This is a genomic window from Microbacterium sp. (genome assembly GCF_047972865.1).
Lineage (GTDB): Bacteria > Actinomycetota > Actinomycetes > Actinomycetales > Microbacteriaceae > Microbacterium.
Window position 1 is genome coordinate 1 of record NZ_JBKEAY010000067.1, and the last position, 13,610, is coordinate 13,610.

Here is a 13,610-nt window from a genome sequence, read left to right on the forward strand (position 1 = left end):
ATCCTCATCGGCGACCGCGACGTCACCGACGTCCCGCCGAAGGACCGCGACATCGCGATGGTGTTCCAGAACTACGCGCTGTACCCGCACATGAGCGTCGCCGAGAACATGGGCTTCGCGCTGAAGATCGCCGGCGTCGGCAAGGAGGAGCGCGCCCAGCGCGTGCTGGAAGCGGCCAAGCTGCTCGACCTGGAGCAGTACCTCACCCGCAAGCCCAAGGCGCTCTCGGGCGGTCAGCGTCAGCGCGTCGCGATGGGTCGCGCGATCGTCCGGCAGCCGCAGGTGTTCCTCATGGACGAGCCGCTGTCGAACCTCGACGCGAAGCTGCGTGTCCAGACGCGAACCCAGATCGCGTCGTTGCAGCGCCGGCTGGGCGTGACCACCGTCTACGTGACGCACGACCAGACCGAAGCGCTCACGATGGGTGACCGTATCGCCGTCCTCAAAGATGGTCTGCTGCAGCAGGTCGGCACCCCGCGCGACCTGTACGAGCGCCCCAGCAACGTGTTCGTCGCCGGATTCATCGGCTCCCCCGCCATGAACCTGTTCCCCGTACCGATCACCTCGGGCGGCGTGCAGTTCGGCACCAAGCTCGTCGGAGTCGAGGCGGACACCCTCGGCAAAGCCCACGGGGCCAACGTCACCCTCGGCATCCGTCCGGAGGACATCGTCGTCAACCCGGAGGACCGCCAGGGCCTCACCGTCGACGTCGACCTCGTCGAAGAGCTCGGCGCCGACGGGTACCTGTACGGCCACACCGAGATCGACGGCACCCGCACCGACATCGTGGCTCGTGTCGACGGACGCCGGCACCCCGACGCCGGCGACACCGTCATCCTGGCTCCGATCCCCGGACACGTGCACGTGTTCGACGTCGAGTCCGGAGAGCGCATCAGTGAGGCGGCCGTCGCCTCGGCCTGACCGACACCGACGCAGCGCGGCGCAGGCGGGTCATCAGACCCCCTGCGTCGTGTCGTATCCTCACCCAATATCGACCCGGGGGCCGACGTAGTGGATTCCCTCACGATCACCGCCAGCAGCGCGGATGCCGGTCTGCTGACGCTGCCGTGGTCCACTCCCCTCTCGGAGTGGAGCCGTGACACGGTCGTGAGCCTGCCCAAAGGGCTCTCGCGACACCTCGTGCGCTTCGCGGACCTGTCCGGGCGGGTGGTCGCCGTCAAGGAGACCACCGCGGCGATGGCCCGCCGAGAGTACGACATGCTCGGCTCCCTCGGTCGCCTCGTCGTGCCGTGCGTCGAACGCGTAGCCGTCATCGACGGAAGGCGCTCCGCGAAAGGCGAGGCACTGCCCGCCGCCCTCGTCACTTCTCACCTGCGTTTCTCGCTCCCCTACCGGGCCCTTTTCACCCATGTGCTGCGTCCCGACACCGCGACGCGTCTCGTCGATGCCCTCGCGGCCCTCCTGGTACGGCTGCACAACGTGGGATTCTTCTGGGGCGACGTGTCACTGTCGAACACTCTCTTCCGCCGCGACGCGGGCGCGTTCGCCGCGTACCTCGTCGACGCCGAGACCGGCGAACTGCACGAGAGCGGGCTCACCCGCGGACAGCGCGAACACGACCTCGACGTCGCCCGCACCAACATCGCCGGCGAGATCATGGATCTCGCCGCGGGGGGCCGGCTGGAAGGCGGCGTGGACGCCCTGGCCATCGCCGACGGCATCCTCACCGCGTACCACTCCCTCTGGGGCGCGCTACGCGACCAGCAGACCTTCGCTGCCAACGAGGCCTGGCGCATCAGCGAGCGCGTGCATCGGCTGAACGAACTCGGCTTCGACATCGGCGAGATGTCGATCGAGACCACCGGCGACGGCACGACGGTGTCGATCCAGCCGAAGGTGGTCGACGCGGGGCACCATCAGCGCCGGTTGCTGCGCCTGACCGGACTCGACGTGGAGGAGAACCAGGCCCGGCGCCTGCTCAACGACCTCGATGAGTTCCGTGCCCGCGTGGCCCGGGTCGGCACGGACGAGGAGATGGACGCGCACGAGTGGCTCACGCGCGTGTTCGAGCCGGTCGTGAAGGCCATCCCGTGGGACCTGCGCGCCAAGCTGGAGCCCGCCGAGGTGTACCACCAGGTCCTGGAGCACCGGTGGTACACCTCGCAGGAACGCGGCGCGTCGGTCCCGATCGCCGAAGCGGTGTCGTCGTACATCGACACCGAGCTTCGCCACCGGCGCGACGAGGCGACCGTGATGGGACCGCCAACCGAGACGATGCCGTTTCCGGTGATCCAGGACGACGACGACGTCCCCGAGCCGGGACCCATCACGCGCGCGCTGGACTGGCGCGACCTGGTGTGAGGCGGGTTCAGTAGCCGACGGTGAAGCGGGCGCGGTGGTGTGCGGGATCGTCGATCTCGTCGAGCACTGCGATGGCCAGGTCGGCGCCGGAGATGAACGATTCGCCGTTCTCGTCGGTCACGATCACGTCGCCGCCGGTGCGGTACTTCCCGGTGCGCTCCCCCGGGGCGAAGGACCCGAAACCACCCGCCGGGTGGACGAAGAACCAGTCCCGGCCCGATGCTTCGGCCAGCAGGTCGTCGAGGATGCCGATCGCTTCCTGCGCCTCCGCCTTGAACGCCTCCGGGAATCCGCTGTCGATCACCCGCGGCCCGCCCTCGGCGACCAGGCTCCCCCCGGCCCCGCCGATGACACCGACGCGCACCTCGTCGGGCAGCACCGACCACAGCGCCTCCAGGTTCGGACGCACGCTGCCGAGCATGTCGCCGCGCGGGGCGATGGCCGAGACGAGTACCTCGACGCCCTGCAGCTCCGCCGCCAGAGCCGGTACGTCCAGCAGCGTCCCCTCCTGATAGGTGGCCCCGGGAACCCGCTCGGCGGGCAGGTTGCGCGCGATCGACAACACGGTGTGTCCTCGGTCGACGGCTTCGGCGACGATGTGACGGCCGGCGTATCCGGTCCCTCCCAGAACGGCGATGCGAGTCATATGGGTGTCCTTTCGTGGCGGTGTGCTCGTGGAACCCAACCCTGTCACGCGCGGGTTGATTCCCGCATCACTTCGAGGCCGCGCGAATCGTCGCCACCTGGTAAAGCGCAACGGATGCCGCGATGCCGGCGTTGAGCGACTCGGCGGCCGAGGAGATCGGGATCGACACGATCTGGTCGCACGTCTCCGTCACGAGGCGCGACAGCCCTTTGCCCTCGGACCCGACGACCACGACGACGGGCCGGTCGGCCAGTTGCAGCGCTGGCAGCGACACATCACCGCCGCCGTCGAGACCGAGCACGAACACACCCTGCTTCTTCAGCTCCTTCAGCGTCGTGGTGAGGTTGGCCGCCATCGCGACCGGGATGCGCGCCGCTGCGCCCGCCGACGTCTTCCATGCCGCCGAGGTCACCCCGGCGGAGCGACGCTGCGGGATGACGACGCCGTGCCCGCCAAACGCGGCCGTGGAACGGATGATCGCGCCGAGGTTTCGCGGGTCGGTCACCCCGTCCAGCGCCACCAGGAGCGGCACCTCACCGTCGTCGAACACCCGCTCGATCAGGTCTTGCGGATGCGGGTAGTCGTACGGCGGTACCTTCAGCGCGACGCCCTGGTGCACCCCGTCGAACCCGGCCATGCGGTCCAGTTCCTGCCGGGTGACCTCCAGTACCGGGATCTCACGGTGAGTCGCGATCGACAGCATCTCCTTGACGCGGTCATCCATTTCGACGCGCTGCGCGACATAGAACGCCGTCGCGGGGATCTTCGCCCGGAGCGCCTCCAGCACGCTGTTGCGCCCCGTCACGGTCTCGGTGTCGTCGCTCTTGTTCTTGGGGGCGCGGTTGACATTGGCGGAGCGCGCTTTGGGCTTGCCGCCGGCGGCGGCGAATCGTTCCTGGGCGGCCTTGCGCTTGCCAGCCGGATGCCAGGCGCGATCCTCGGCCTTCGGGGTGGGGCCGCGTCCTTCCAAAGAACGGCGGTTCTTCCCGCCCGTGCCTTTCGTGGGCCCCTTCTTCTTGCCCCGTCCTGCCGACGGGTTTCCCGGCTTAGCCACGCTCCACACTCCAATGGGTCCCGTCGGGACCGTCTTCGAGGGCGATTCCGGCCGCCGCGATCGCGTCACGGATGCGGTCGGCTGTCGCCCAGTCCTTGCTCGCGCGTGCCTGGGCGCGCTGGTCGATCATGGTGCGCACAAGAGCGTCGAGGGCGCCCATCCCGCGCTCAGCGTCGGCTTTCCACCGCGTCGGCCAGGCCATCGGATCGATGCCGAGCAGCTGCGTCATCGACGAGACAGCGGTGAAGGCCGCACGCGCGTCCTCGAGGTCGCCGGCATCGAGCGCGACGTTGCCTGCGCGGACGGTCTCGTGCAGCGTTGCGAGCGCCTGCGGCACGCCGAGGTCCTCATCCATCGCCGCCGCGAAAGCCGCCGGGACCTGCGCCCCGAAGAACGAGAACCCGCCGGCCTCGGTCGGGAAGACCGCCCGCACCGCCCGCTGTTGGAAGACGGAGATGCGCTCCAACGAGGCCTCCGCCTCGGCGAAGGTGCTGTCGCCGATGTCGAGGCTCGACCGGTAGTGCGCGGCCAGCAGCGCATATCGCACGACCAACGGATCGTGTTCTTCGAGGAGGTCGGCGGCGAGCACGAAGTTGCCGAGCGACTTCGACATCTTCTGATCGCCGACGGTGACCAGTCCGTTATGCACCCAGTAGCGCGCGAACGCGTCGCCGGCGGCGGTCGACTGGGCCAGTTCGTTCTCGTGGTGCGGAAAGCGCAGGTCGAGCCCGCCGCCGTGGATGTCGAACTCCGCACCCAGGTAGCGGCGGCTCATCGCCGAGCACTCGATGTGCCAGCCCGGCCGCCCCGGCCCCCACGGCGACGCCCACGCGGCATCGGCGGGCTCGGTGGTCTTGGCGGCCTTCCACAGCGCGAAATCGCGCGGGTCGCGCTTTCCGGCATCCGTGTCGGGAGAGGCGTCGAGCGTCCCCGCCCGCTGGTTGGTGAGAGCGCCGTAGTCGGGCCACGAGGGAACGTCGAAGTAGACGCTGCCCGCCACGGCGTACGCGTGCCCCCTGGCGATGAGCGCCTCGATGAGCTCGATCATCTGCGGGATCGAACCGGTCGCGCGCGGCTCATACGTCGGCGCGAGGATGCCGATGGCGGCATACGCCTGCGTGAACTCCTGCTCGATGCGGTATGCCAGCGCCCACCACGGCTCGTCGAGCCACGGTTCGTCAGGGTGAACGGCGTTTTCGAGCACTTTGTCGTCGATGTCGGTGACATTGCGGACGAACGTGACGCGCCCGAAGCGGCGGTCGAGCCAGCGCCGCATGACATCGAACGCGAGCGCCGCCCGCAGGTGACCGATGTGCGGACCCGACTGCACCGTCGGACCGCACACGTACATGGTGACATTCGACGGGTCGATCGGCGCGAAATCGCGCAGCGCCTGCGCCTTGGTGTCATAGAGCCGAACCGTCACCAGAACAGCCTACCGACGGGGTGCGCGCGGCGCGGGTCGTGACGTGCGATCACGAGCGCGCCGGACCGCTCAGCAGATCGGTGCGACGCTGCCGCACGCACCCGAGGCTGCGGCGCAGCGGGCCGGAGGTCGCGCAACGCGTAGCCGTCCACCAGTGCGCTCACAGCGGGGCGATCGGCGAGGTCGAGCCAGCATGAGCGCGTCCTCGACCCGCTCGAATCCGCGCTCGAATCCGAGAGGCCTGCATGGCGGCATCCTCACGATCGGCCTCGGGCGAGACCGCGTCGATGCCGAGCGACGCGGCGTGCGCCCTGCCGACGTCGAGCACCGCGGCTACCCTGTCGATCGACGTGCCGGGAACCGTCGCCACCCGCAGCGCCGGGTCACTGTCGAGCCTGGAGTCCCGCGCACTCCCGTCGGTAAGGATCGCGGCAGCGACCCGCCCTCGCTGATCGAGCCAGAACAGCTGATCGACCGTGTCGGTCGAACCGGATCGGCGCGGGGGATTCGCTGCAGCAGTGCCGTGGCAGTCCTGACGGAGACAGCATGGCACGGGCGACCGGTTCCGGTGGCGGCATCCCCCGACTGCACTGGCTGGGCCGGCCAGCGTGTAGAACGGGAAGCATGATCCCCGTTCTCGCCGTGCTGGCCGCCGCCGTGCTGTTCGGCACGACGGGCACAGCGCAGGCGCTCGGTCCGGACGGCAGCACGCCGCTGTCGGTCGGCGTCGCCCGCCTGGTGATCGGCGGCACCGCGCTGGCGGTGATCGGGCTCGGAATCGGCCGCGGGCAGCGCATGCGGCAGGCAGCGCCGCCACGACTGACGCGGCGCGCCTTCGCGCTCATGGCCATCACCGGCGTCTGTCTGGCCGCCTATCAGCCGCTGTTCTTCCTGGGCACCGCCCGCAGCGGTGTCGCCGTGGGGACGGTCATCGCGCTCGGCTCTGCGCCGGTACTCGCGGGCCTGCTCGAGTGGGCGCTGACCCGGCGGCTGCCTTCGCGGGCGTGGATGGCCGCGACCGCCCTGGCGACGATCGGCGTCGCCCTGCTGGTCGTCAACGGTGGCGGCTCCGACGGTGCGGACCCTCTCGGCATCATGGGCTCGCTCGGGGCGGGCGCTTCGTTCGCCGTGTTCGCCAACGCGCAGCGGCGGCTGATGGATGCCGGATGGGACCCGTTCACCGTCGCAGGGGCGATGGGAGGCGGATCGGCGATCTGCGGCGCCTGTGCCGCCCCGTTCACCGATCTGGGGTGGCTCGCCGCCCCCGACGGGCTGACGCTCAGCCTCTGGCTGGGCCTCGCCACGATCGCCGTCGCCTACACGCTGTTCACCTGGGGACTGCAGCGGCTGACCGCGGCGACGGCCGCGACCCTCACCCTCGCCGAACCGCTGACGGCGGGCGTGCTCGGTGTGCTCGTGCTGGGCGAGACGCTCACGGACACCGCCATCGTCGGGCTCGTGGTGCTGGCGGCCGGGCTGGTGCTGCTCGCCGCGTTCTCGCGCGCGCCGCGCGATCCCGAGCCGTACGCAGTCGAAGCCTGACCGCCCGACATCGACCACAGCGCTCGCCGCCCGCGCCCCGGGAGGAGGACCACTCTCGGGAGGACCATCCCCGCCGAACCGGCCCTCCACAACGCAGAACCCCTCCCGAACGCGCCTCACCCGCTGCGCCGGCACGGGCGCCTCCCCGCACCCGACCGGGTGGACCGCCGGGCGCACGACGCCGCTCCGCCGGCGGCGACCGTCACAGCGGCAGAACGACCGCCACCGCGAAGGCGGCGCCGCCGTCACCGGTGCCGGTGAACCCCCGGCCGTCGGTGGTCGTCGCCGACACCGCCACGGGTGCGCCGAGCGCAGCCGACAGCACCTGCTCGGCCTCGGCGCGGCGAGCGGCGAAGCGCGGCCGGTTGGCCTGCACCTGCACCGAGACGTTCCCGATACGGTAGCCCGCGGCCTCGACCAGCTCCCGCGTCCGGCCGAGGAAGGCCGCGGCGTGCGCTCCGGCGTACTCGGGATGCTCGGTGCCGAACTGCGTACCGATGTCGCCGAGCCCTGCGGCGGCCAACACGGCATCCACGATCGCGTGCGCGACCGCGTCGCCGTCGGAGTGGCCGTGCAACCCGCGCTCCCCCGGCCACTCCACTCCCGCGAGCCACAGCGTGCCCGCACCGCCGAAGGCGTGCACATCGGTGCCCATGCCGACCCGCGGCGCGGCCGAGCGCACGGCCGGGTGCACCGGGGTGATCGGCGAGACGAGGCTTTCGGCGCGCTCCAGGTCACTCGGCGTGGTGATCTTGAACGCGCGTTCGTCACCGGCCACGGTGAACACGGGGAACCCGGCCGCCTGCACCAGCGCGGCGTCGTCGGTGAACTCCGCAGTCGCGTCGCGGTAAGCGAGATCGAGGATGTCGCGGCGGAACCCTTGCGGCGTCTGTGCCGACGCCAGATCGGCGCGGTCCACCGCCGCCACCACCGTCTGAGCGGCGACCCTCTTCAGCGTGTCGACGACTGGAAGCACCGGGAGCACGGCATCCTGCCCACTCGCGACGGCGGAGATGACGCGCGCGAACACGTCCGGTGGCGTGAGCGCGCGGGCCGCGTCGTGCACCAACACCGTCTGCACATCCGGCCAGACCGCCCCGAGTCCGGCGGCGACCGAGGCCTGGCGCGTCTGCCCCCCGGCGACGACGGTCACCAGGTCGCCGCGCGACCCGGCAGCTTCGTCCGCCTCGGTGCGGGCATCGCCGACACGGTCGCTCGGGGCGACGACGACCACCTGCGCGGGCGGGCCGGCGAACACCCCGCGCAGCGCGTGCCGGAGAATGCTGTGTTCGCCCAGGCCGACGAACGCCTTCGGTCCCGCCCCGCTCAACCGGGTCCCGGACCCCGCCGCGACGACGATCACGGCCACGCGGGGAACGGCGAGGATGGTCATGACACCGAGGCTAGCGATCGATCCCGTGTTCCGCGCAACAGCACGACCGACACCGCCAGCAAAACGGCGCCGCCCACCGCGAACCAGACGTTCAGCGACCATTGCATCACCGCGAACGGCGGCAGGAACGCACACAGCCACGCGACGGCGACGACGACAGGCGGCGGAACCGGCCCGAGGTCCCGGATCGTCTCCCAGCGACCGGCGACGGCCGACAGCGCGAGCAGCACCGCGATCACCACGACGAACATCAGCGGCCTCGTCCACCACCAGGCCGGGCTCGACGGGGTCGGTGCCGCTCCCGGGATCAGCAGCGCCACCCCGGTGACGGCCAGGATGACCGGAAGGTGCCACAGGTAGATCGTCATGAGGCGCGAGCCGAGCACGAACACCGCGGCGCGCGAGGCGCGCCAGGCCATGACCCGGGCCAACGCGGGCCGGCAGACACGCAACAGGCAGGCCTGCGACAGCCCCAGGACCACCAGCGGCACGGTGGGCGGGTTGAGGTTGCCGAGCATGCTGGTCGAGTACGGCCCCCACACCGTCAACGGCCACAGCGTCGCGTACCCGGCTGCCGCGATCGCCACGAGGGTGAGCGGACGCCGCCGATCGAACCACCCGTCGGCGTACCACAACCCGAACTGCTGGATGAGCGGCCACACGAACAGCAGATTGAGCAGCCCCCACTCCGAAACACCGGTGGAGAACCGCAGGACGTCGACGAAGACCACCCCGGCTGTCAACCCGACGACGGTGGCTACCGGTGCCCGCCGATGCGCGCGCACCAGCGCCGGGAGCGCGGCCTGGCAGATGAGGTACGCTGCGAGGAACCACAGCGGCATCCCCGCGCCCACCGCCGCCGCGGCGACGAGGTCGGGCGCGAGACCGGCGACGGTGACCGCCGTGAGCACGACCGCCAAGAACACCATCAACGGCAGTGCGGGCTGGGCCAGACGCAGCGTGCGCAGCCGGATGAACCCCGTCGCGTCACCGCCTTTGGCGAGCCAGGATGCCCAGCCCGCCGCGCCCGCGAACCCGCCGACGACGAAGAACAGCGGCATGATCTGCCCGACCCAGGTCGCCGCGTCGAACCACGGTTCCTGTTCCGCGGGCCGCGAAGTGACCAGCCCGCCGCCCGAGTCCGGTCCGATCCCCACCTGGAGCAGGTGCACGACCACGACGAACAGCACGCACACCACGCGCGAGAGATCCAGCGTGAGATCACGACGTGAGAGGTCGATTCCGGGAGGTCGGGTTCTCACCCCACCATCATCCCGGAGCGGCGCCGCTCAGCGCGGCGCAGTGATCAAGAAACGAGCGATCAAGAAGCGAGCGATCAAGAAGCGAGCACGTCGTCCAGAACGCCCGAGGCATGCTCTTCATCCGACTTCAGCGCGAGGGCGATCTCCGACACGAGGATCTGGCGCGCCTTCGCGAGCATGCGCTTCTCACCGGCGGACCGGCCGCGGTCCTGATCGCGGCGCCACAGGTCGCGCACGACCTCGCTGACCTTGATGACGTCACCGGAGGCGAGCTTCTCGAGGTTCGCCTTGTACCGACGCGACCAGTTGGTCGGCTCCTCGGTGAAGGGGGCGCGCAGCACGTCGAAGACCTGCTCCAAGCCGTCTTTGCCGATCACGTCGCGGACGCCGACGAGGTCGACGTTGTCCGCGGGCACCTCGATGATGAGGTCTCCTTGGGTGACGTTGAGCTTCAAGTACTTCTTCGTCTCGCCCTTGATGATTCGGTCTTTGACCTCAATGATCGTCGCGGCCCCGTGGTGCGGATAGACGACCGTCTCGCCAACCTCAAAAAGCATGCAGTTGTGTCCCTTCGGCAAACCCCAGGATACCACAGGCGACATACGCTAAGGTTCGCGATGCACCTCCCGCCCCGCCCACCGAGAGCCCTCTCCACGTCACGATGACGTGACCCCTACAATGGGGAACACACCGTCAGGAACCTCGGGAGGATCCGTGAAATCGCGCGTCATCGCCTCGCTCGCCGTGGGCGCAGCCCTCGTCCTCGGCGCCACCGGATGCGGCATGATCGCGCCGCAGGCGACCACGATTCCTTACTCCCCGGCCGAGGGCGTCAGCATCGCCGACTCCTCCGGCCCGCTGAAGGTGCGCAACGCCCTCGTCGTCGCCAACGCTGACGGCTCCACGGGCAACTTCCTCGCGGCCATCGTCAACGACACCATGGAGCCGCAGACGTTGTTCGTCGGGCTCGCCGGGGCCAACCAGAGGGTGGAGGTTCCCGCGCTGAGCAGCCTGAGCCTCGGCTTCGGCGGCACCGCGCCCATCGAGTTGACCAACCTGGGATCCGTGCCGGGCACCGATGTCGAGATGACATTCCAGTCCGGCGATGGAACGGGCGTGATGACCTCCGTTCCGGTGCTGGACGGGATGCTGCCTTACCTCGCGCCCTTCGTCCCGGCGGTCTGACCGACTCAGCCCTCGAACCGGTAGCCGAGTCCGCGCACCGTCAGGAGCATGACCGGCGAGCTCGGGTTCGCTTCGATCCGCGACCGGATCCGTTTGATGTGCACGTCGAGCGTCTTCGTGTCGCCGAAGTAGTCACTCCCCCACACACGGTCGATGAGCTGGCCGCGGGTGAGGACCCTGCCGGCGTTGCGCATCAGGACCTCGAGCAGCTCGAATTCCTTCAGGGGCATCGCGATCTGCGCACCGTCGACGCTGACGGTGTGGCGGTCGATGTCGATCGACACCCGGCCGCCGTCGATCACCCCCTCGTCGAAGTCGGGGGCGACCGCCTCCGCGCGGCGGAGCACGGCGCGCATGCGTGCCAAGAGCTCCCGGGAGGAGTAGGGCTTGGTGACGTAGTCGTCGGCGCCCAGCTCCAAACCGACGACGATGTCCACCTCCGAGTCCTTCGCGGTGACCATGATGATCGGCACCGACGAGGTCGAGCGGATCACCCGGCACACCTCGGTCCCCGGCATGCCCGGGAGCATCAGATCCAGCAGCACGATGTCGGGCGCCTGGTGCCCGACAGCCGTGAGCGCCGCCGGGCCGTCTTCGGCGATCTCGACATCGAACCCCTCTCGGCGCAGCAGGTACGCCAGCGGATCCGCCAGGTCGGGCTCGTCCTCGACGATCAGCACGCGGGTCATGGCTTCTCTCCCTTCGACCGCGAGCCGTCGCGATCGACCTTCTTCTTCTTTTTCTTCTTCTTCGCCGTCTCCGCTGGCACCGGCTGTGAAGCGGGCAACCGCACCGTAAAGGTGGACCCACGACCGGGCCGTGACCACAGCAGCACGTCGCCGCCGTGGCGCTGCACGGCGTGCTTGACGATGGACAGCCCCAACCCGGTGCCGCCGGTACGCCGGCTGCGCGCCTGATCGGCGCGGTAGAAGCGCTCGAAGACGCGTTGCTGCTCCCCCTCGGGGATCCCGATCCCCCGGTCGGTCACCGCGATCTCGGCGGTGCCCTCGCCCGTTTTGACGCCGACGCCGACCTGCGCCCCCGGCGGCGAGTAGGCGATCGCGTTCGCAATCAGGTTGGCGACGGCCTCGGTGAGGATCTGAGCGTCGCCACGGACCACCAGACCCCGCGTCCCACCCCGCACCACGTCGATTCCCACGGCGTCGGCGGCGAGCGACTGCGACTCGATTGCGGCGGCGACCACCTCGTCGACCGACACGTCCCGCAGCTCGGAGAGGTCCTGCGCGGACTGCAGCCGGGACAGGCTCATGATGCGCGAGGTCAATTGGCCGAGGCGAGACGCTTCGGCCGACAGCCGCGCGGTGAAGTGCCGCACCTGGTCGGGGTCGTCGGCGGCACTGTCGATCGCTTCGGCGAGCAGGCTGATCGCCCCCACGGGGGTCTTCAGCTCGTGGCTGGTGTTCGCGACGAAATCACGCCGCATCTGCTCCACCCGTTCCCGCTCCGTGATGTCTCGCAGGATGATCAGGACGAGCCGCGCCGAGATGACGGTCGCCCGCGCCAGCACCAGGCGAGGCCCGGTCGGCAGCGTCCCCCGCGGCAGGCTGAGCGTCTCGGACTCGGCCAGTCCGCTGCTGCGCGCCGACCGCACGAGCGTACGCAGGGGTTGTTCGATGAGGGTGGAGCCGACCACCATCCCGAAGACTTCGGCGGCCGCCGACGCGGCGACCACTGCGTACGAGCCGTCGGCGACGACGGCCGCATCGTCCATGCCGCGCAGCACCGCTGCGGCCCCGTCCGGGACCTCCCGCGACGCCTCGTCGTCCGCCCGCGCGCGGGCTCGCAGCGCCAGCACGAGGATGCCGACGATCCCGCCGCCGATGAGAACCCCGGCAACCAGGGTGAGCAGCATCGCGGGGGTCGGAGCCATGCTCCTCAGCGTACGGTGGGTGAACACCCGAGAATCGCCGGTTTCGCGTCGGCGCGGGCGAATCCGATCGACGTTCACCGATGCGGCACCGTTCGTTAACCTTCGAGGGAGAAGATCGCACCGGACACGCGCTGCGACGTGTCGCAGTTCCGGGACCGCACCAGCAAGTAAGGACCATCCATGCGCGAAGTGTTCCACCAGTCACTCGAAGACGTGCAGTCACGCCTGGTCGAGGTGGCTGACCTCGTCACGATCGCGATCGACAAGGCGACGCGCTCGTTCGCCACCAGCGACGTCGCCCTGGCCGAGGAGGTCATCGAGGCCGACCGCGTCATCGACACCAAGGCCGTCGAACTCGACGAACTCGCCATCGAGATCCTCGCCCGTCAGCAGCCGGTCGCCCGCGACCTGCGCATCGTCGTGGCCGCGCTCCGGGTGAGCACGTCCCTGGAACGGATGGGCGACATCGCCGAGCACATCGCGCAGCTCACCCGGATGCGGTTCCCCGAGCGCGCCATCCCGAAGGGCCTGAAGAGCACCTTCAAGAAGATGGGCGAGCTCGACGTCGAGGTGGCGCGCACCCTCAGCGACCTGCTGCGCACCGAGGACCTGGCGCTCGTGGACACCCTGCGCAACCTCGAGGACGAACTCGACGACCGGCATATTTCGGTATTCGAGAAGGTGCTCAGCGACAACTGGAAGGGTGAGGCCGGCGCCACCGTCGACGCGACACTGGCGAGCCGCTACCTGGAGCGGTTCGCCGACCACGCCGTATCGGTCGCGAAGAAGGTCGCGTTCCTGGCCACCGGTGACTGGACCGCCGACACCGAGTCGATCGCGGCGATCGTCAGCGACATCGAGATCACACGGCCCGCCGACGCGAGCTGAC

Annotated in this window: 14 protein-coding genes; 6 read left to right on the plus strand and 8 right to left on the minus strand. The window is 69.9% G+C overall.

Going from position 1 to position 13,610, the window contains the following annotated elements:
• The coding region (locus ACK5KK_RS03955; protein WP_416888791.1) for an ABC transporter ATP-binding protein at nt 1-921 on the plus strand (921 nt) is incomplete at its 5' end.
• Between the two features lie 90 nt (nt 922-1,011).
• Nucleotides 1,012-2,322 carry a DUF4032 domain-containing protein gene (locus tag ACK5KK_RS03960; RefSeq protein WP_416888792.1) on the plus strand — a complete coding sequence of 437 codons (1,311 nt, stop codon included), beginning with the start codon at nt 1,012-1,014 and terminating at the stop codon, nt 2,320-2,322.
• 7 nt (nt 2,323-2,329) lie between these two features.
• Here ACK5KK_RS03960 and ACK5KK_RS03965 read toward each other — a convergent pair whose 3' ends face one another.
• The 3 genes from ACK5KK_RS03965 to cysS form a co-directional block, all read right to left on the minus strand.
• A complete protein-coding gene (locus ACK5KK_RS03965) occupies nt 2,330-2,968 on the minus strand; it encodes an NAD(P)-dependent oxidoreductase (RefSeq protein ID WP_416888793.1) in 639 nt (212 codons plus the stop codon).
• A gap of 67 nt (nt 2,969-3,035) precedes the next feature.
• Nucleotides 3,036-4,022 (minus strand): 23S rRNA (guanosine(2251)-2'-O)-methyltransferase RlmB, encoded by a 987-nt coding sequence (rlmB, locus tag ACK5KK_RS03970; protein WP_416888794.1) that lies wholly within the window; start codon nt 4,020-4,022, stop codon nt 3,036-3,038.
• On the minus strand, nt 4,015-5,448 hold the full coding sequence (gene cysS / locus ACK5KK_RS03975; RefSeq protein ID WP_416888795.1) for a cysteine--tRNA ligase: 1,434 nt from the start codon (nt 5,446-5,448) through the stop codon (nt 4,015-4,017). Before cysS ends, rlmB begins: the two co-directional genes overlap by 8 nt.
• A gap of 245 nt (nt 5,449-5,693) precedes the next feature.
• On the opposite strand from cysS, the gene ACK5KK_RS03980 reads away from it, so the two are divergent.
• A complete protein-coding gene (locus ACK5KK_RS03980; protein ID WP_416888796.1) occupies nt 5,694-5,900 on the plus strand; it encodes a hypothetical protein in 207 nt (68 codons plus the stop codon).
• Nucleotides 5,901-6,072: 172 nt separating this feature from the next.
• Nucleotides 6,073-6,990, plus strand: a complete 918-nt coding sequence (locus ACK5KK_RS03985) for a DMT family transporter (protein WP_416888797.1) — start codon at nt 6,073-6,075, stop codon at nt 6,988-6,990.
• A gap of 202 nt (nt 6,991-7,192) precedes the next feature.
• Here the strand turns inward: ACK5KK_RS03985 and ispD are convergent, their stop codons facing one another.
• The 3 genes from ispD to ACK5KK_RS04000 all read right to left on the minus strand — a co-directional run bounded on the left by ispD (nt 7,193) and on the right by ACK5KK_RS04000 (nt 10,202).
• Nucleotides 7,193-8,383 carry a 2-C-methyl-D-erythritol 4-phosphate cytidylyltransferase gene (gene ispD, locus ACK5KK_RS03990; protein WP_416888798.1) on the minus strand — a complete coding sequence of 397 codons (1,191 nt, stop codon included), beginning with the start codon at nt 8,381-8,383 and terminating at the stop codon, nt 7,193-7,195.
• Nucleotides 8,380-9,645 carry an acyltransferase family protein gene (locus tag ACK5KK_RS03995; RefSeq protein ID WP_416888799.1) on the minus strand — a complete coding sequence of 422 codons (1,266 nt, stop codon included), beginning with the start codon at nt 9,643-9,645 and terminating at the stop codon, nt 8,380-8,382. Before ACK5KK_RS03995 ends, ispD begins: the two co-directional genes overlap by 4 nt.
• A 74-nt stretch (nt 9,646-9,719) precedes the next feature.
• Entirely contained in the window at nt 9,720-10,202 is a 483-nt protein-coding gene (locus tag ACK5KK_RS04000; RefSeq protein WP_416888800.1) for a CarD family transcriptional regulator, read from the minus strand.
• Between the two features lie 157 nt (nt 10,203-10,359).
• Here ACK5KK_RS04000 and ACK5KK_RS04005 point away from each other — a divergent pair, with 157 nt between their 5' ends.
• Nucleotides 10,360-10,830 carry a DNA modification methylase gene (locus ACK5KK_RS04005; RefSeq protein ID WP_416888801.1) on the plus strand — a complete coding sequence of 157 codons (471 nt, stop codon included), beginning with the start codon at nt 10,360-10,362 and terminating at the stop codon, nt 10,828-10,830.
• A 5-nt stretch (nt 10,831-10,835) separates the two neighbouring features.
• On the opposite strand, the gene ACK5KK_RS04010 is transcribed toward ACK5KK_RS04005, so the two are convergent.
• Nucleotides 10,836-11,519: a response regulator gene (locus ACK5KK_RS04010; RefSeq protein ID WP_416888802.1), complete on the minus strand. Its 684-nt coding sequence runs from the start codon at nt 11,517-11,519 to the stop codon at nt 10,836-10,838.
• Complete coding sequence (locus ACK5KK_RS04015; RefSeq protein WP_416888803.1) at nt 11,516-12,721, minus strand: sensor histidine kinase; 1,206 nt, start codon at nt 12,719-12,721, stop codon at nt 11,516-11,518. The genes ACK5KK_RS04010 and ACK5KK_RS04015 overlap by 4 nt, the downstream gene beginning before the upstream one ends.
• Before the next feature lie 180 nt (nt 12,722-12,901).
• On the opposite strand from ACK5KK_RS04015, the gene phoU reads away from it, so the two are divergent.
• The gene (gene phoU, locus ACK5KK_RS04020; RefSeq protein ID WP_416888804.1) at nt 12,902-13,609 is read left to right on the plus strand and encodes a phosphate signaling complex protein PhoU; all 708 of its coding nucleotides are present in this window, start codon (nt 12,902-12,904) and stop codon (nt 13,607-13,609) included.
• Nucleotide 13,610: the final 1 nt, after the last annotated feature.